Below are 17,232 nucleotides of genomic sequence, written 5' to 3'. Positions count from 1 at the left end.
AACTCCCCTAAAATAATAAAAATGTTGGTAATTCCAGGAATTGTAGTTGCAGGAACCACAAGCGGTGTAGGAAAAACAACGATATCGTTGGCGATGATGTATGGATTAGAAAAAAAAGGATTCAGAGTTCAACCGTTTAAGATTGGACCAGATTATATCGACCCCACTTATCACAATATAATTACGAATAGAAAATCTAGAAACCTTGATGTTTGGTTAATGGGAAAACAAGGAGTAATTGAGTCTTATAAAAGAAACTCTATAGATGCAGACTTTGCAATATTGGAAGGAGTAATGGGACTTTATGACGGAATTGATGGAAAGAGTAACTTTGCCAGCACTGCGCATGTATCTAAAATATTAGATCTTCCAATAATATTGGTTATCGACGCAAGGAAGGCGGCCAGATCAGTTGCAGCGATAGCATTTGGTTTCATAAAGTTTAAAAGGAATATCAATATAGCAGGAATCATTTTAAATAATTTGGCTAGCGAAAGACATTTAAAATATATAAAGGATGCATTTGAATCTAATATCAAAATACCAATTGTAGGTAATATATTTAACAACAAGAAAGTAACTTACAGTGAAAGGCATTTAGGACTGGTACCTATGATGGAATTGAATTCGAAAGATAAGAAATCAATCGTTTCTAATGTTAGATCTATATCAGAGAATATCGATTTTGATAAACTAATTCAATTTCTCACAAACCAAGGTAAAGCAAAAACAAATGTTACAAGAGCCAAAAATTATTTTTCTAAAGAGTTTAATGAACATAAAAAGAAATCAAGAGATTTGATACCATCAGTAAAAATTCTTGTGGCATTGGATAAGTCATTCAATTTTTATTATCAAGATAACTTGGATATTTTATCTAAAAGGATAAAATTAGAATTTTTTAGTCCCATCGATGATTCAGATATTTCATCTGATTGTGCTGGTTTGATCTTAGGAGGAGGTTTCCCAGAAGTAATTGCAGATATGCTTGAGAAAAACTCAAGGATAATGAATAAAATAAAAAAACTAGCCGATGAAGGCATGCCAATTTACGCCGAATGTGGAGGATTGATGTATTTAACCAAATCTATTTCAGGATTTAGAGGAACAAAGAGAAAATATAAAATGGTGGGCATATTTGATGCAGAAACTGTGATGACAGGAAAATTGACATTAGGATATACAGAAGGCAAGGTGGTTGATAATCAATCTTTTTTAAAAAGATCTAGACAAATTAAGGGACATGAATTTCACTATTCAACGGTAATACCACATAACAAAGACGTGAATATGATATATAAGCTCAAAAGAGGTAAAGGCATAATTGATGGCATGGATGGGTTATGTTATAGAAATTGTGTTGCATCTTACATGCACACTCATTTTATGGGATCTAATATACCTAACGAATTTGTTGATAGCTGTATAAAATATGCAAAATTAAAAATCATTCCAGGTTAAAATAAATAATCCCCCTACTTTGAATTATATATTCATGTTTCTATGATAAGTTATTCTTTGTAGATAAATACATTAACATTAGCGAATTAATGATCGATGAAGCTGCTGAGCTACCACCTTTTCTTCCTGTATTTGTAATAAAAGGGACGTCTAGTCTTGAAAGGTCTTGCTTTGATTCTACTGCTGAGACAAAACCGACAGGAATACCAATCACAAGTAAAGGTGAAATCACCTTTTCTTTGATCATTGATATCACTTCATATAAAGCTGTAGGTGCATTACCAATAATTACTATTCCATTGTCTATCATATTAGCTGATTCCCGCATGGCCAGTTCAGATCTTGTTTTATTGGATGATTTTGAAATTTCCTTAAGTTTAGGATCGTTAATCAAACAAACAGCAGTTAGACCGATATCAGTCAAAGATTTTTTATTAATCCCATGTAATACCATCGCAACATCAGTAACAACATGAGAACGCTTGGAGAAAGCGACATATGCAGATTCTATTGCATCATTGGAAAAAATTATTCTATCCGACCTAGCAAAATCAAAATCTGCAGTTGCGTGAATTACCCTCCTCACTATAGCCCACTCATCTGCAGCATAATTATGGTTACCTATTTCAGATTCTATAATATCGAAGCTCTGTTTTTCAATCCCGAAAGCACGCTCAGACATATCACGCGTACCCGGGTTGCCGATTCTATAATCTTCAGATTTGGTATTAAAATAGTCCACTCTTCTTCTCCGCTTCTTTTGCCAATGATATAATCAAATTGATTGCTGAATTGTCTACTCCAATATGTGGAGTGACAAAAACATCTCTAAAACCAAATTTGTTTTCTGCGTTTTCTAAATCAACTAAAATGTCCTTTTGAATATGAATGCCTTTATGCAGAAAATAAGGGACTACAATTATTACATCCGGTTTACTTTCGAGACATTCCTTAAAACCTTCTTCTATATTTGGAGGTTCCAATTCAAGAAAGCAGAACTTTACATGTTCGTAAACTGTCTTTAAGTGCTGAACTGTAAACAAGAAAGCCTCCCGTGCTCTCTTATCGCTACTTCCATGTCCTATTAGCAATAAACAAATTTTTTTATTAACGTCTAATTCCTTTTGTGATATTACCGATCGGATTCGATCTAACACAATTTCGGAAACCATAGGCTGATAGGATAAAGGTTTGGTGATTACCATTTTCTTTTTCTCAGAATGGATTAATGATGCACATCTTTTAACTGCATCTTTAAGTTTCATCCCAGGATAAAGAAAATATGGAACAATGGTAACAGAATCTACGCCATGATTAACGCATTTTTTAATACCCTCATCTATAAATGGTGGAATAACTTCAAGAAAACAGTAATCCACATAGTCGTATCCGGCCTTATCCTTAATTAGATTGCATGTCTCTTGAAGTTCGTCTCTGACTTCTTTCATCTTACTGCCTCTATCAATTATGAGCAATGCTTTTCTAGTCATATTTATTCACCCTGCTGATAGCCACGGTTAAATCTGGTGGAAACTTGTATTTGGGAACTATGAGGTTTCCTTTAGAACCTGCAATAGAAGAAGCCTCAGATACGCTTGATGTTCCCTCAAACTTTCCTACTATCTCTGAAGGGTTTGGAACACTTATTTTGTCCAGTTCATCTCTATGAAATAGAATCAATGGGAAATTATTCCTCTGACAAAACTCATCTAGCCCTCTTATACGTTTTCCCTTTTCTAATGAAGTTATGGCCCTAATGCTCTTAAAACTAAGGTTAGACTCTTCAAAGACCTTTTGTATCCCCGTCCTAATTGTTTCCTCTGTAGTATTCCAGTGAAGACCTACACCAACGACTAGTGATTTTGGTCGATAGATTACAGACTTTTCTAATAGAACCTTATCTGAGATTGTCTTATCACTTATTATGATGGCACCCTTGATTTCATCGCTTAACAGATCATTTTTGTCCGAAACTATAATTACATTCTTGGGTAAATTATCCATATCCCACCAATTTTTCTCTCCTGTATCTTGATAGACACCGATTTTTTCCTCATTTACCATCATCGCACTGACTCTCGTAACATTCTTGAAATCCTCAATTTCCCACCCAAATTTTTTTCCAAGCAAATCAATTGCAATGGTGTTATTTACATCTGCGGCAGTAGTAATTACAGCAATAGAATGGAGAAAATTAGAAAGTTTCAAGGTCAACTCATTTGCGCCACCTAAATGTCCAGACAAAGTACTAATGACAAATTTTGCAGTATCGTCGATAACTATCACCGCAGGATCAGATTTTTTATCCTTCAAAAATGGAGAAATCAATCGAATTACTGCACCTAGTGAAAAGATACAAACTAAAGACGAATAGTTGCTAAACAAAGTTCCTATTTTTTGAGAGACAGGTTCTTTAAAAAAAGTAATTTTATTATTAGAGTCGTTAAATTTGTCAGGAGCATAAACATCTGAAGCATCCAATATGGTTTGGATTTGTTTGGCAAGCCCAATACCTTTTTTTGTAATCGCTATTATAGCCGTTTTTTGAACAATATTGTTATTATCCATATTGAAATTCTTCTACCTAAGATAATGCAATCTGTACTAAACCTTATAATATATTTCTAATTAAGAAATCTCTTTGCTACTTGAGAGGACAATGTTTTAAATGAATGATTCATAAAGAAATTGTATCATAATATGTGCACTATGCACTATTTACATTTAAAAACATCATATTGTTTTTATCCTATTAGGATTATCGTCCTTTTCCAGGTTCCGTGGAACATTCAATAAATCACGTCGAAAATCTTCCTGCTAATTTTCCTTCGAAATCAAACAGAATCACCTCAATTTTTAAATCTTTACCCGAATAGCTTTCAAGTTGTCTCGCGGCTTCCCTACAAACAAGATTGTAAAAACCCGTTGTAGAATGTGAATCAATTATTTCTGAAACGTGTCTGGCAGTATTAGCATTAAGAATCAAATTAATGATTTCTTCTGAAGCTCCCGCTTCTCTGGCCAATTGAGCCATGAAATCCATGCTTACATGAGAACCTCTTACATGAGTTTGTTTTACGCCCATCGCAATTTTGGTCAATTTTCCGATGAATCCTCCAATAAAAATCTTTTTTACTCCTTTATCATGGCATTGTTTTACACTATAACCTGCAAAATCACCCATTTGAACGTAGCAATGGTCAGGATATTTGTCTCCTAATAACTTCTTCATAAAATCCTCACTCCTTCCACCGGTTGTGAGGATAAATGTATCTGCTTTTTGAGCTATTCCAACATCTAACCCCTGTCTAATTGCTGCAGCAAATGATGCGGTAGAATACGGCAATACTATCCCTGTGGTTCCTAGAATTGAAATACCTCCTAAAATTCCTAATCTAGGATTATCAGTCTTAAGTGCTAACTCTGCACCTTTAGGTACAGCAATTGTTATCCTCAGACCAACTGAACTTGGCGACGGAGCAATAGAAGTCAATATTTCATTAACAGAATCCTTGATCATTTTCATTGGAACTGGATTTATGGCCCAGCTACCTATAGGCAATCCTAAACCTGGTTTAGTTACTTTTCCCACACCTACACCTCCCTCTATTTGAATAGTCCCGATATCAGATGTAAACTCCACTGTAGAACAAATTTCTGCTCCATGAGTTACGTCAGGATCATCTCCCCCATCTTTGATCACAGCACATGTAACAGATGAATGCGTTACTTGGGTCCATTTTATTGGTAGTTTTACCATCATGCCCTTAGGAAGGGTTACTTGAATTTCATGGACGATTTTCTTTGTCAAGAGTGTGTACAATGCAGCCTTCGTAGCAGCTGATGCAGTAGTGCCGGTTGTTAGACCAGTGCGCAATTGTCCTTTCTTTTTCTTTTCCTTAATTTCCTTGGGGAGGTCCTGTTCCTCCTCAGCTATCGTTAAGTCATTTGGAATTTGATCTGTGGAACTAGCCAAAAAACATACATTCACCTGATTTTACTATAAATAAGAGAGCAAAGACTCTAAAAGGTAATCATAATTATTTTAATGTTTTCAAGATTTCAGCTTTATCTGTTTGCTCCCATATAAAATCAGGGTCACGTCTTCCAAAATGTCCGTAAGCAGAGGTCTTCTTGTAGATGGGTCTTTTGAGATCTAGTGTCTTTATTATCCCTGCAGGACTAGTGTCAAAAACTTCTTTTACCTTTGTTTCAATTTTTTCCTCACTGACATTTGAGGTTTTAAACGTATCAACCATAATAGACACCGGTTTTGCAACACCAATAGCGTAGGCTATTTGAACTTCACATTTAGAAGCTAATCCAGAAGATACTATATTCTTTGAAATATATCTAGCCATATAACAGGCCGATCTATCAACTTTACTCGGATCCTTACCAGAAAATGCACCTCCACCGTGTCTTCCCATGCCTCCATATGTATCTGCAATTATTTTTCTTCCAGTTAAACCTGTGTCACCAGGAGGACCGCCTATCACGAACCTGCCTGTGGGGTTAACAAACACTTTTGTTTCCGGCGTTATCCAGTCATTGCATATTGGATCGATCACATTCTTTACAATATCTTCCTTCAATTGTTCCTGCGAAATATCAGGAGAGTGTTGAGTAGATAGAACAATTGTATCAATAAATTTTGGAACATTATCTTCATAAATAATTGATACCTGGGATTTTCCGTCAGGTCTAACCCAGTCCAGTATTCTCTTCTTTCTTACTTCAGATAAGCGCAACGAAAGATTATGGGCCAAAGTTATAGGTAGAGGCATTAGCTCTTTAGTTTCATTTATGGCAAATCCAAACATTAAACCCTGATCTCCAGCACCCTGTTCTCTATCTTGATTTGACGTAACGCCGATAGATATATCAGGACTTTGTTCGTGAAGAGAGACCAAAACTGAGCATGTGTTTCCATCAAATCCGTACTCGGGTTTATTGTATCCAATATCATTAATTTCGTTCCTTACAATCTCTTGTATATCTAATTTAATTCTGGATGTCACTTCGCCAGCTACAATTACTACCCCAGTAGTAGTCATTGCTTCAACTGCCACTCTAGAATCTGGATCGTGTCTCAGAAACTCGTCAAGAATTGAATCAGAAATTCTATCACAAATCTTGTCAGGATGACCTTCTGTTACACTCTCAGATGTAAAAATAAACTTTCTTGGTTGCATTGTTATCGCTTTTATTTAGTTCATTTTCTCAAATCTAAAATTCCTTTTCTAACTTTATAAAAAGAACATTATTTCCTCTTATAACTACCTTACCGTAGTTTGCCAACAGATCGGAACCATCAAATTCCTCTGCATCTACTAGTATGAGATTCATATAGGAATCTACGTTTGACATTTTACCCCTGTATTCAATTTCACTTTTCAACCTTACAGCAACTTTTCTATTTAAGGAGCGCTGTAGTATATTCAATGGTCTTTTGGTAGGTTGTTGGGAAGGTGATGATGCCATATTGTTAATCAAGTGTGAAAGGACCCTAGGCTACAATAAAAAGCTTCCTCTACCCCAGTAGGCCATTAAGGTTTTTATTTCATAAGAATAAGGAATTGTTATAATCCCTCATATAGACAAGATAAATGATTTGTTACTATATTGTAGACAAAAAGGTAGTCTAATTGAAATTGTAGGAGAAAGGGGGTCAGGCAAGACATCCATATTACATATGCTCTGTGCTGTCTACACCATTGAAAATAAACGGATCCTCTATATTGACTGCTCGGGTAATTTTAGGCCAGAAAGAATACGCGATTATTTAGAAGAATCCCATAGATTTGGTAATAAAGAAATAACAGCACATCTGAAAAATATATCATTTGTGAGAATATATGAACCAGAGAATATTGCTGGTTTGTTAAAAAAGACGAAATTATTGAATATAGACTGTATAGTGATTGATGATTTACTGATTTTATTTCTTAATAGTCACAGATCTAAAATAAGATTCGAAGTTAGAAAGGTTGTTAGAGAAATGGCATTAATGGCACTAACCAAGAGAATAAATGTTGTTTTTACTAACCTTTTAATTCACAGAGTAGAAAGTGAGAATAGCCAACCATTTTGTTACGAACTGTTCTATAATGATTTGATAAGGTATGTTCATGTTAAAGCATTGCTTCAGAAATCAATTAACAGTGTAATTCATTGTAATATTGTATATCCAAAAAACAATTTCTTAAACTCCTGAACAGTGTTAGATTTTACAGATCATGATAGGATTTAAAGCATACTAGAAATTATTATAGTAAAAAGTAATAGATTTATATAATAATAGAATCATAAGAAATCATTATTTAATCTACCCTTGTATTTTTAAGAAGTAACTAAGAGAATGTATAATTATAATTATGAAAAAAACTACGATAAAGTAGTTATTATCGGCCTTGGTCAACTTGGTCTTCCAGTTGCAAAATATGTTAAAGAACATGGATTTGATACCTATGGTTACGATATCAATCAAAAAGCCATGCAGTCAGCTGAATCAAAATATGGAATAAAACCAGCTACAAACTTTGGTGACTTTGACGTACTTATTATCTGTGTTTCTACACACAGACCAGATGACATGTTCTCACCCCAAGTAGAGGGATTAATGTCAGTTGTAGAAAAGATATCAAGGGAAGCAAAGACCGGTGCACTCATATCAATTGAAAGTACAATTCCAAAAGGCACATCAAAAAGAGTATTTGAGAAATTAGATCACAGACTTCATGTAGTACATGCACCTCACAGGTGGTATGCATTAGAAGAAGACATTCACGGTGTCAATCAGCTGCGAATAATAGGTGGTGTTAGTAGCTGTTGTCTGCAACATGGACTCAACTTTTATGATGGAAGACTTGAAGATAAGGCAATATTGCCATCCTCATCCTCATCCTCAATGGTAGACCACTCTTTGTCAGTAGCAACAACTCTGGAAGCAAAAAGCAAAACAAAATCTTCAAGCTCTATTACTACCAAATTAAACAAAAAAAGAAGCCTAGGTATACCAATGCATCCAGTATCTTCAGTTGAAGTAGCCGAATTAACAAAAATAATTGAAAACGCACACAGATACCTTCAGATATCATTTGCAGAAGAACTATATCTTTATTGTAAAGGAAATGGCATAAGCTTTCCAGAGTTGAGGGAATCTCTCAACACCAAATGGAATGTTGAGATACTAGAACCAAGGGATGGAATAGGAGGTCACTGCCTACCCAAAGATACAAAGATGTTTATCAATTCATCTAATACAATAAAGAGCAAGATTTTACAGGCAGCAATGGAGATAGATGAAGACTACCGAGAGTATATTCAAAGCAGAGACAAAAATGGCAATAATGGTTCATTGACCTTAAGAGGCAAGAGCAGAGGAGAAACAGAAAAAGAAACAGAGCAAATTCTGTGTAGCAGAAAGATTAAATAAGAATTTTTATTTTGTTTTTGATTTCATACAAGTCCAGGCAGCCTCTCATATCGATTATCGTTATTTTTTTTCTGAATTTGTCGACAAGATGCGAATTAATTGTCAGGTAAGGATAAGGTGCAATGCAGTTTATTATTCTACCTTCTGTATCAATTCCGTAATTCATTAGGTTCATTAATGCGTCGCCAGGATAATGTCCCTTTGTATCTTTACCACATAGAATCAGATACTTCATGTCCAAAGATCTTATACAACAAAAAGTCACAAGAGAGTCAATACCCTTATTTTCAGAAAACAAACGTCCTGCGAGAACAACCTTCTCCATGATATTATTATCCCTTGCAATTTTTTTTAATAAATCAATACTTGACAATGTACAAATAGATATCAGATCGCCATTTCCCTCATAATATGAAATTGGAATTGGATACAATAACTTACAGACATAACCAGCTGCTTCTTTGAATTGATACTTTGCTGACAATCTAATTAATCCCCCAACTGCTTTTTGATATGACAGTTATTTCTATAATTGGAGCCTCATACTCTTTCCAGGGATCGTTTCTTACCCACTCAAATTTCTGGTAAAACCGTGAGTATATGTCAGCAAATATGGGACCTTGTTCGTATATTCTTGCAACACCCTGTAAAGTTAATCCTCTATTTCCATTCTGTTTATATACATCAATCACAAGACTAATGTTTGGATTTTTTTTGATATTGGAAAATTTTTTCGTATTATAGTCTGTGGCAATATAAAACTGGTCTGCATGAAACAAATATGAAACAGGTACTACATGTGGTTTATCATCACTAGACGTCGCAAGTCTACAGCATTCATTATCTTTAATAAACTCTAATTCTTTGGGCGTAAAATGTACCATGGTTCAACTATCATATTCTCATCGGCATAAATAATTCCACCTATTCAAGTAGATATGATGTCAGAAAATAAGGACAGTCATATTAACTACGGATATAGACATGCTTGCACGACGTAAGAGCAATCTTAATAATTTACTGCAATCAAGTTAAAAATAGTAGGTATAGGAGTATTGGGAGAGAAAAAAACTATTTCACGAGAAACAAAGAAACATGTTTATATCCATTTTAAAGTTCAAAAATTGATTAAAAATCAAATGAATATTTCTAAATTAGTTGCGCACATGCCCTTTACAACCGTGACATGCAATGACGCAAGAATCTAAACCTAATTTGTAAAATAGATAATATATGAGCAATGGTCTGATTATCACATATTTTGGAAACGGCAAGGGTAAGACTACAGCAGCATTAGGTGTTGCATTAAGAGCCATAGGATACGATATGAACGTATGTATGATCCAATTTATCAAGGGGGAATGGAATTACGGAGAGATCTATAGCTCAAATAGGTTAAGGCCGAACTTCGAATTAATTATAGCTGGAAAGGGATTTGTGGGAATATTAGACGATGATCATGACATTAGTGAGCATATCAATTCCGCTAAAAGTGCCCTAGAAATAGCCAAAGAAAAAATAAATTCATTAAAGTACGATACAGTCATTCTAGATGAAGTCAATTATGCCTTAAAATTGAAATTAATCGAAGAAGGCGAACTCATTTCAATCCTTCGAAATAAGCCACAATGTGTCAACGTAATTTTAACGGGAAACCATATGACCGATCAAATATTAAACATTTCAGATTTAGTCACAGAAATGAAGGAAGTAAAGCACCCATATAAGAAAGGAATTAGAGCCAAAAAGGGAATAGATTTTTAATGCAGGAGAAAAGCAAAATTAATTAATCTAACAAAATGGTTAAAACATGGTGAGTATTTCAGACACTAAGAAACTCCCCGAGTTAGGGGAAATTGTTATAGTAACTGTCAAGGAGGTTACAGGTCATGGGGCTTATGTGACACTTGACGAATATGATAATCTTACGGCCTTCCTGCACATATCTGAAATTGCAACAGGATGGATTAGAAATATTGAAAGATATGTAAAACCCAAACAAAAAACCGTACTTAAGGTAATTAGAGTCAACCCTACAAGATCAGAAGTCGATCTGTCACTCAAACAAGTAACAGGAGAAGAGAAAAAATCAAAGATTATCGAGGTAAAAAAGGATGAAAAAGGCGCCAATTTCATGGACATTATAAAAACAAAATTAGGGTACGATCTAAATCAAATTAAAGAGATAGAAGAAAAGATTGCACAAAAATACGACTTTATTTATGATGCATTTGAAGCAGTGGCAATTAAGGGACCTGATGTATTGGCTAGTTTGGACCTAAAACCAGAAGTAATTGAGGCTATAGAAGCAGAAAGCAAAAAGATCCAAATTCCACATATAGAAGTAAGGGCGTTATTAGAAATTACCGTAAGGAAGGGAAATGGAATAGACATAATAAAGAATGTTCTATCTTCTGTTGAAGGCTCGAAGAATAACTCAAAGGTAGATATCACGTATGTCGGCGCCCCAAGGTATAGAATCACGGTAACTGCTGAAAATTTCAAAATTGCCGAAAAAGCCCTCAATCAAGCAATTGAAAAGATAAAGACAAGCATTGAAAAAAACTCGGGAACCTTCAAGTTTTTGAGAGAAGAGTCTAAAAAAACCCATACAAACATTTAGACTGGTTATTAATATAATGAAACATCGAATTAGAATTTGCAAAAAATGTTTAAAGTATACTTTAAAAGACAAATGTCAAAACTGCAATATAGAAACGCACGATCCACATCCACCAAAATTCTCTTTGGATGATAAATACATAAGATATAGAATTATGGACGCTTATGCAGATACATCGAATAGTGAAAAGCAGTAGATATCAATAAAAATAACTAGGTAACCAAGTCAAGCTTAGCAACCAAATCAAGCTTAGCAACCAAATCAAGCTTAGTATAACAACATACCAGTCATTTTTCTAATTCAAAATACTCTTATTTAGGGTATCCAGATTTGGAGTAGAGTTAATCACTCTCATAAACCCAAGCTCGCTTGCGTTGGTGTTTTGAGTCATGTTAACCACTACTGGTATCAGATCCTGAGGCTTGAGCGTGTTGTTGCTATTAACGCTACCATTGGAAGAAGAGACATCAGTAAAACTAGAGTTAAATTCATCTTGAGATGTTCTATTTGAACTGTTTTTGACTATATCCTGGAGGGCGGTGACATTTGAAGGAACAGCGTTTATGACATTTTGAATAGGTATATCAGTTGCGTTGGTGTTTTGAGTCATGTTAACCACTACTGGTATCAGATCCTGAGGCTTGAGCGTGTTGTTGCTATTAATGCCACCATTGGAAGAAGAGACATCAGTAAAACTAGAGTTTAGTTCATCTTGAGTTGTTCTATTTGAACTGTTTTTGACTATATCCTGGAGGGCGGTGACATTTGAAGGAGTTGCTTCCATTATTTGTCTAATAGGGATTTCACTTGCATTAGTATTTTCAACTTCTTTGATCATTAAAGGGATTAAAGACAAATAAGTTTGATTTATACTAGCTAAAATTTCAGCATCACTTGCAACAGTAGAATTTGATTCCTGCCCAAAAACTGCAACAACAAGGGTCGATCCATCAGTGTTCAATGCATTGTACAAGCTCGCTGGAGCAATGCCGAATAAGATGATAAATGTGATTAAAACATAACTTAAACTACCTAAAGAAATGGCGGTGCTCATAATACAGATGATAACTTTTGATAAAATAAATATATTACTGAATCCTTTTGAATAGAATTTGGTTATTTATAATAAAAGTTGCAATTAAAATAAAAAGATGTGGTAGCTATCTATCTACCTAGACATAAACCGTCTGGAACAGATGTGTTACAGTTGTTGTCTGAAAAGACGTTGTTGTTTATGTTGGTTGGTAGACCGTTACCGTTATTCAAATCTACACCGCGGTTCTGTAATACATTATTTGAATTGATGATATTTTCTGTGCTTTGACCATCAAGGAATATACCGTTTACAGAGCCCTGGATTGTGTTCATTGATAGTTCATTTTTTGCAGAGTTGACCAATGTTACACCTGCTAAATCATTGGCTTTGAACAGATTTGTTGTCAATTTTGAACCAGAGGAGGAGTGTGCTGCTACACCGATACTGTTTTCGAACATTAGGTTGTCTTCAATTACTACATTCTTGGATCCTGTTTCAAAGACAGCAATTTCATTTCCGGTGAATGTAACTCTTGAAATTTTGTTATCTTCCCCACCAGAGAAGAGTGCACCTGCCTGGAATTTAGTGATTGTTCCTGGACCTTGAACAGTAACTTCATCGTTGTCTGCAAACATGATACCAACTTTAGAACTCTTTTCGCCTGGTCCGCTTAAGGTAAATCCATTAAGATCGATTGTAATGCCGTCTGCACCTACAATTATACCATCAGTCTTACAATCAAGGTTGGCAGTCAATTTTACACTTTGTTTAATAACTTGACCACATGATAAGCTAGTGCTTATAGGAGCTGCTACACTTGTATTATCACTGCTACTGCTGCTGCTATTGCTATCACTTGATTGAGATTGTTGATTATTATCATTAGAATTAGAAGATGGGATTGCGCTGTTCAAAATATTGTCTATCATGCTGCTTTGTGCTGATGCTACAGTTGGTTGTATTAACAAAGCACCAACAGATGCAAATGCAATTAATGCCGCCATGAGATATATTTTGTTATTCATTCAAACAAAGATTCAATTGTATGATATATATGGGAAACTGTTGTTTTTACTTAATTCAAGATTAATTTCTATCAGATATAAATAATTAGTAAGTAGATTGATTAGAACTTTTTTTGTAACAAATCATTATGTATATTCCAACTGTCAAGGATATTTATCAACATACAAATATTAATATTGTTACGAGAGGTACCCAAATCAATTTGAAGATAGCGATAATTGGAGCTGGTGTAGCAGGTAGTTTCCTTGGCAGTATGTTGAGCAAAGGTGACCACGAGGTTACTCTTTTTGAATCAAATAGAGAGGAATCACATTGGCCAGTATGTGCTTGGGGCGCATCAAAGCATATGCTAGAATACTTCTCCAATAAAGCAGGTCTTGACTTTAGCAAGTATATATTTCATGTAGGGAAAAAATTGAAGATGAGTCTCCCAAATCAAAAAACAGAATACCTGAATTTGGATGGACTCGTTACCTACAATAAAAAACAATGGGAAAATGATCTTTTATCAAATGTTAACGTAGAATATGGAATTAGTTGCAACAGAGAGACGTTTCCTAAAGAAAAGTACGATTACGTATTAGATTGTACCGGATTTCATAGACGATTTTTGCCACGAGCTAAAGAAGATTTTGTGATACCAGCCTATGAATATTTGGTCGAAAACATTACAGACATCGATGAATTTCATGTTATGGGTTACAAAGGAGCCAGAGGATACTTTTGGTATTTTCCACTAAACAACGGTACCGGATTTATGGGTGCAGGAGATATTGATAGAAAGTATTTGGGCATAAAGGAATTCTTTGCTGAACATCCACAGGTAAGGATAGTAAAAAAGATTGGTAGACCCATAAGACTTGCACCTCCAAGACTAATGGAACCATTTTGCGATGGTAACATTATAGGTGTAGGTGAATCAATTGGAACAGTCTTTCCAATGCTGGGAGAAGGGATCATACCGTCACTCTTAAGTTGTGAAATATTTTTACAAGTTTTAGATAAGGCCGAGAACGATAAAAAGAAATTTGATCAAAGAGAATATCGTGAAAAAGTCCTAAAGAAATTTCAATACTATTATGATGTTTATAAGATTGTAAGGTTAAAGATGGATGGGAAATTAAGTACTGTAAAGCATTTCAATTTACTCATGAGCATGTATAAAAATATGAAAAAGGATGAGAAGCGATTTGGGTTTGAAATAAATTTTGATAAGATGAGAAGATTAGTAAACGCGCTTTAGTATTGGTTGCTGTACATAACAGTGTTCAACCCTTTTTTTCTTCATTAGAATTAGATGTAGTGGAATCTTCATCTTTAGCCATTAGTTCAGTCTTGTTAGTCCTCTTTAAAATATCGTTAAGATAAGTTATGACAAATTCGTCTTCTTTTTTTGTTGTTTTACCCTTAATCAACCTTATTTGATATTGCATTATCCAAGCCCATACCCAATTTTGATTAATCAATGCTTCATTTTCTACCGAATACTGATGTTTTCTGTGCCAATATCCGATAAGCATAGAGACTGGGATGTACACGAGAGCAAAAAGAACGATGAACACAGGCAAAGAGATAGCATCGCCCAAGATTGGTATTTGTTTTATAGCAAAATTATAGGTAATAAGAATAAAATTAGTAAAAGTCAATACAAATATCAAATAAATACTATGACCATTTCTAAAGTCCAACCATCTTCTACGGATAAATCGTTGATTTATTCTGAGATACTTTGACACAGTTTAGTGTATTCATTTTTCTCTAATTTAGATTTACTTTGTAGCAATACATCACACAATACTATGAAATTGTAGCTAATGTATAATTTCTGCCGCCCGCGACCTTATCACATAAACCTTTAAAGATAACTCTAAGGGAATAACGATTACTTAATGCCCTCTAGTCAATATTATCATATCTCAAAAATAATGGAAATGATAATATCTTTAAATCCTAAATCGGTATTGGACATAGGAAGTGGATTTGGTAAGTTTGGGGTGCTGTGTAGAGAATATTTAGAATTATGGGATGGCAGACAGAAATATGAGTTTAAAAGAAGAATAGATTGTGTGGAGGTCTTTCAACAATATATCTCTCCATTGCATCAATACATATACAATAAAATTTATAACAATGATATTTTAGATATCGCCCAAGAACTTGATATCAAATATGATCTAGTTCTGTTGATTGATGTTCTAGAGCATTTTGAAAAGGATGACGGATCAAGGTTGTTAAGGACCTTGTTAAAAAACAATGAATGTATTTTGGTAAGTACTCCGAAGAATCCCTCCCCTCAAAAAGATGCCTTCGGAAATATCCATGAAACACATAAATCTGCTTGGTCACCGTCTGAATTATCTAGCTTAGGCAATATTGCATTTGTAAGAGATGACATTTCATGGATATCTGTTATATCCCTAAATAGCAACGTTATATCAAATTATAACGAGAATATAAAACGATTGAGAAGCCATGGGAAATTACCCCTAGAAACCAAATTAAAAAGATTTGCAAAGCAGGTACCAGGAGTTGCCGATACTTATAAAAAATTAAAAGTGAATAGAAAGTAGTAAGATTTTTTCATTCGACATTCAGAGTAACAGATTATTATAGTTGTTGGATTGATTTTTCAACGCTTTGAAATAACTAATTGAAATTGAGCCCTGAACCTACTTATGGTAATCAGGCCCATATAGTATGCCACCACTCATATAACACTATATGACAGAACGAATTTATAAGAACAAGATATCGCCAGTCTTTGGGAGAATTATTGTTTTTTACAAATCATTATCTCTGTAGAAGGACTTTCTGATTTAGTAGAAATCATCATCAATTCGAACGGATAAAGAATACCTCCAACCAACCGTCCAAAGGTTTCACCTTTACTTGCTACTTTCTTAACCAGATGCCAAAACTTGTTAATAATTACGCCGTCGGAATCCACAGGAGTATTCATCAAATAAAACATAGGAGATCTTTCCAATATCTGAAACCCAGATCTTTGAAGCAATGACTGAATTTCGTCAAGCGAACGAGTAGATTGGAACCTACTTCTTGCTGTTTTTTTATGGATAAAATTCTCAGAAAAGAAAAGTATACCATTTGGTTTTAATAGATTATAGATATTGCTTATAGCCTTTGCATATTTTTCATCATCAACAATATGAAACAAGACATCAAAGGCAGTAACATAGTCAAACTGCTTCGATATTGGGATTACATTAGAACTGATATCAAATTCCAAAAACTCGCCTTCCGGATATTTGTTTGAGAGATTTTTAACAGATACACTAGTAATATCACACCCCGTGATGTTCTTTACACCCAAGTGTTTCCATATGTCAACATAAAAACCACTACCTGATCCAATATCAAGCACATTTGCACTACTAAAATTTGACTGAAATTTTTGTAATTTTTTATTTACTATATGTTTCCTAACTTTATACATCCAAATATTATAGTTTTTACCTAATCCAATGTATCCAGTACCGTGCAATCCATAGTTATCGTTGAGACGTTTTTCCCAATATTTTTTAATATCATTGTTACTATTTTCATTAGAACTATTATAATTCATTAATTTGCTTGAAAATTTATGTTTAAAAAGGTTATTAAGGTTTGTATTTTTTGGCTGTAATTATT

General features: G+C 34.3%; 20 protein-coding genes. 8 read left to right on the top strand and 12 right to left on the bottom strand.

Annotation, left to right across the window (positions count from 1 at the left end; translation table 11 throughout):
- Positions 1–21 precede the first annotated feature (21 nt).
- Complete coding sequence (locus NFRAN_RS11170) at positions 22–1,461, top strand: cobyrinate a,c-diamide synthase (protein WP_197731184.1); 1,440 nt, start codon at positions 22–24, stop codon at positions 1,459–1,461.
- A 40-nt stretch (positions 1,462–1,501) separates the two neighbouring features.
- Here NFRAN_RS11170 and NFRAN_RS11165 read toward each other — a convergent pair whose 3' ends face one another.
- The 6 genes from NFRAN_RS11165 to NFRAN_RS11140 all read right to left on the bottom strand — a co-directional run bounded on the left by NFRAN_RS11165 (position 1,502) and on the right by NFRAN_RS11140 (position 6,957).
- A complete protein-coding gene (locus NFRAN_RS11165; RefSeq protein ID WP_232038006.1) occupies positions 1,502–2,203 on the bottom strand; it encodes a precorrin-8X methylmutase in 702 nt (233 codons plus the stop codon).
- Positions 2,190–2,951, bottom strand: coding sequence for a sirohydrochlorin chelatase (locus NFRAN_RS11160; protein WP_134485060.1), 762 nt, complete (start codon positions 2,949–2,951; stop codon positions 2,190–2,192). The genes NFRAN_RS11165 and NFRAN_RS11160 overlap by 14 nt, the downstream gene beginning before the upstream one ends.
- A complete protein-coding gene (locus NFRAN_RS11155; RefSeq protein ID WP_134485059.1) occupies positions 2,944–4,029 on the bottom strand; it encodes a cobalt-precorrin 5A hydrolase in 1,086 nt (361 codons plus the stop codon). Before NFRAN_RS11155 ends, NFRAN_RS11160 begins: the two co-directional genes overlap by 8 nt.
- Before the next feature lie 229 nt (positions 4,030–4,258).
- Positions 4,259–5,437: a cobalt-precorrin-5B (C(1))-methyltransferase gene (locus tag NFRAN_RS11150; RefSeq protein ID WP_232038005.1), complete on the bottom strand. Its 1,179-nt coding sequence runs from the start codon at positions 5,435–5,437 to the stop codon at positions 4,259–4,261.
- 64 nt (positions 5,438–5,501) lie between these two features.
- Positions 5,502–6,656, bottom strand: a complete 1,155-nt coding sequence (metK, locus tag NFRAN_RS11145) for a methionine adenosyltransferase (RefSeq protein ID WP_134485058.1) — start codon at positions 6,654–6,656, stop codon at positions 5,502–5,504.
- Between the two features lie 34 nt (positions 6,657–6,690).
- The gene (locus tag NFRAN_RS11140; RefSeq protein WP_197731183.1) at positions 6,691–6,957 is read right to left on the bottom strand and encodes an LSM domain-containing protein; all 267 of its coding nucleotides are present in this window, start codon (positions 6,955–6,957) and stop codon (positions 6,691–6,693) included.
- Between the two features lie 118 nt (positions 6,958–7,075).
- On the opposite strand from NFRAN_RS11140, the gene NFRAN_RS11135 reads away from it, so the two are divergent.
- Together NFRAN_RS11135 and NFRAN_RS11130 are read left to right on the top strand one after the other, a co-directional pair.
- Positions 7,076–7,678: a hypothetical protein gene (locus NFRAN_RS11135; RefSeq protein ID WP_172602317.1), complete on the top strand. Its 603-nt coding sequence runs from the start codon at positions 7,076–7,078 to the stop codon at positions 7,676–7,678.
- Between the two features lie 144 nt (positions 7,679–7,822).
- Positions 7,823–8,899 carry an NAD(P)-binding domain-containing protein gene (locus NFRAN_RS11130; protein WP_134485056.1) on the top strand — a complete coding sequence of 359 codons (1,077 nt, stop codon included), beginning with the start codon at positions 7,823–7,825 and terminating at the stop codon, positions 8,897–8,899.
- Here the strand turns inward: NFRAN_RS11130 and NFRAN_RS11125 are convergent.
- Positions 8,892–9,383, bottom strand: a complete 492-nt coding sequence (locus NFRAN_RS11125; protein WP_134485055.1) for a tetrahydromethanopterin S-methyltransferase subunit A — start codon at positions 9,381–9,383, stop codon at positions 8,892–8,894. The two genes, NFRAN_RS11130 and NFRAN_RS11125, sit on opposite strands and share 8 nt — an antisense overlap.
- A 1-nt stretch (position 9,384) precedes the next feature.
- Entirely contained in the window at positions 9,385–9,783 is a 399-nt protein-coding gene (locus tag NFRAN_RS11120; RefSeq protein WP_134485054.1) for a pyridoxamine 5'-phosphate oxidase family protein, read from the bottom strand.
- A 349-nt stretch (positions 9,784–10,132) separates the two neighbouring features.
- On the opposite strand from NFRAN_RS11120, the gene NFRAN_RS11115 reads away from it, so the two are divergent.
- Genes NFRAN_RS11115 through NFRAN_RS11105 form a run of 3 tightly spaced genes read left to right on the top strand, consistent with a single transcriptional unit; the run spans position 10,133 to position 11,718 of the window.
- Entirely contained in the window at positions 10,133–10,663 is a 531-nt protein-coding gene (locus NFRAN_RS11115; protein WP_134485053.1) for a cob(I)yrinic acid a,c-diamide adenosyltransferase, read from the top strand.
- A gap of 46 nt (positions 10,664–10,709) precedes the next feature.
- On the top strand, positions 10,710–11,522 hold the full coding sequence (locus tag NFRAN_RS11110; protein ID WP_134485052.1) for a translation initiation factor IF-2 subunit alpha: 813 nt from the start codon (positions 10,710–10,712) through the stop codon (positions 11,520–11,522).
- A gap of 16 nt (positions 11,523–11,538) precedes the next feature.
- Positions 11,539–11,718 (top strand): RNA-protein complex protein Nop10, encoded by a 180-nt coding sequence (locus tag NFRAN_RS11105; RefSeq protein ID WP_134485051.1) that lies wholly within the window; start codon positions 11,539–11,541, stop codon positions 11,716–11,718.
- Between the two features lie 99 nt (positions 11,719–11,817).
- Here NFRAN_RS11105 and NFRAN_RS11100 read toward each other — a convergent pair whose 3' ends face one another.
- Positions 11,818–12,576: a hypothetical protein gene (locus NFRAN_RS11100; RefSeq protein WP_134485050.1), complete on the bottom strand. Its 759-nt coding sequence runs from the start codon at positions 12,574–12,576 to the stop codon at positions 11,818–11,820.
- A 110-nt stretch (positions 12,577–12,686) separates the two neighbouring features.
- Positions 12,687–13,583 (bottom strand): right-handed parallel beta-helix repeat-containing protein, encoded by an 897-nt coding sequence (locus NFRAN_RS11095; protein ID WP_134485049.1) that lies wholly within the window; start codon positions 13,581–13,583, stop codon positions 12,687–12,689.
- Positions 13,584–13,786: 203 nt separating this feature from the next.
- Here NFRAN_RS11095 and NFRAN_RS11090 point away from each other — a divergent pair, with 203 nt between their 5' ends.
- Positions 13,787–14,827: an NAD(P)/FAD-dependent oxidoreductase gene (locus NFRAN_RS11090; RefSeq protein WP_134485048.1), complete on the top strand. Its 1,041-nt coding sequence runs from the start codon at positions 13,787–13,789 to the stop codon at positions 14,825–14,827.
- A gap of 25 nt (positions 14,828–14,852) precedes the next feature.
- Here NFRAN_RS11090 and NFRAN_RS11085 read toward each other — a convergent pair whose 3' ends face one another.
- Positions 14,853–15,320, bottom strand: coding sequence for a hypothetical protein (locus NFRAN_RS11085; RefSeq protein WP_172602316.1), 468 nt, complete (start codon positions 15,318–15,320; stop codon positions 14,853–14,855).
- Between the two features lie 153 nt (positions 15,321–15,473).
- On the opposite strand from NFRAN_RS11085, the gene NFRAN_RS11080 reads away from it, so the two are divergent.
- A complete protein-coding gene (locus NFRAN_RS11080) occupies positions 15,474–16,154 on the top strand; it encodes a methyltransferase domain-containing protein (RefSeq protein ID WP_134485046.1) in 681 nt (226 codons plus the stop codon).
- A gap of 200 nt (positions 16,155–16,354) precedes the next feature.
- Here NFRAN_RS11080 and NFRAN_RS11075 read toward each other — a convergent pair whose 3' ends face one another.
- Positions 16,355–17,167 (bottom strand): class I SAM-dependent methyltransferase, encoded by an 813-nt coding sequence (locus tag NFRAN_RS11075; protein WP_134485045.1) that lies wholly within the window; start codon positions 17,165–17,167, stop codon positions 16,355–16,357.
- Positions 17,168–17,232: the final 65 nt, after the last annotated feature.

This window comes from Candidatus Nitrosocosmicus franklandus, from assembly GCF_900696045.1.
In the GTDB taxonomy this organism is placed as follows: domain Archaea; phylum Thermoproteota; class Nitrososphaeria; order Nitrososphaerales; family Nitrososphaeraceae; genus Nitrosocosmicus; species Nitrosocosmicus franklandus_A.
This window is presented reverse-complemented; position numbering and strand designations above follow the sequence as displayed.

What these genes read in the sequence shown, in the direction of transcription:
- NFRAN_RS11080 (WP_134485046.1), top strand. Translation starts at nt 15,474, where the DNA reads ATGCCCTCTAGTCAATATTATCATATCTCAAAAATAATGGAAATGATA.
- metK (WP_134485058.1), bottom strand. Translation starts at nt 6,656, where the DNA reads ATGCAACCAAGAAAGTTTATTTTTACATCTGAGAGTGTAACAGAAGGT.
- NFRAN_RS11110 (WP_134485052.1), top strand. Translation starts at nt 10,710, where the DNA reads ATGGTGAGTATTTCAGACACTAAGAAACTCCCCGAGTTAGGGGAAATT.
- NFRAN_RS11160 (WP_134485060.1), bottom strand. Translation starts at nt 2,951, where the DNA reads ATGACTAGAAAAGCATTGCTCATAATTGATAGAGGCAGTAAGATGAAA.
- NFRAN_RS11095 (WP_134485049.1), bottom strand. Translation starts at nt 13,583, where the DNA reads ATGAATAACAAAATATATCTCATGGCGGCATTAATTGCATTTGCATCT.
- NFRAN_RS11105 (WP_134485051.1), top strand. Translation starts at nt 11,539, where the DNA reads ATGAAACATCGAATTAGAATTTGCAAAAAATGTTTAAAGTATACTTTA.
- NFRAN_RS11120 (WP_134485054.1), bottom strand. Translation starts at nt 9,783, where the DNA reads ATGGTACATTTTACGCCCAAAGAATTAGAGTTTATTAAAGATAATGAA.
- NFRAN_RS11155 (WP_134485059.1), bottom strand. Translation starts at nt 4,029, where the DNA reads ATGGATAATAACAATATTGTTCAAAAAACGGCTATAATAGCGATTACA.
- NFRAN_RS11170 (WP_197731184.1), top strand. Translation starts at nt 22, where the DNA reads ATGTTGGTAATTCCAGGAATTGTAGTTGCAGGAACCACAAGCGGTGTA.
- NFRAN_RS11075 (WP_134485045.1), bottom strand. Translation starts at nt 17,167, where the DNA reads ATGAATTATAATAGTTCTAATGAAAATAGTAACAATGATATTAAAAAA.
- NFRAN_RS11115 (WP_134485053.1), top strand. Translation starts at nt 10,133, where the DNA reads ATGAGCAATGGTCTGATTATCACATATTTTGGAAACGGCAAGGGTAAG.
- NFRAN_RS11130 (WP_134485056.1), top strand. Translation starts at nt 7,823, where the DNA reads ATGTATAATTATAATTATGAAAAAAACTACGATAAAGTAGTTATTATC.
- NFRAN_RS11100 (WP_134485050.1), bottom strand. Translation starts at nt 12,576, where the DNA reads ATGAGCACCGCCATTTCTTTAGGTAGTTTAAGTTATGTTTTAATCACA.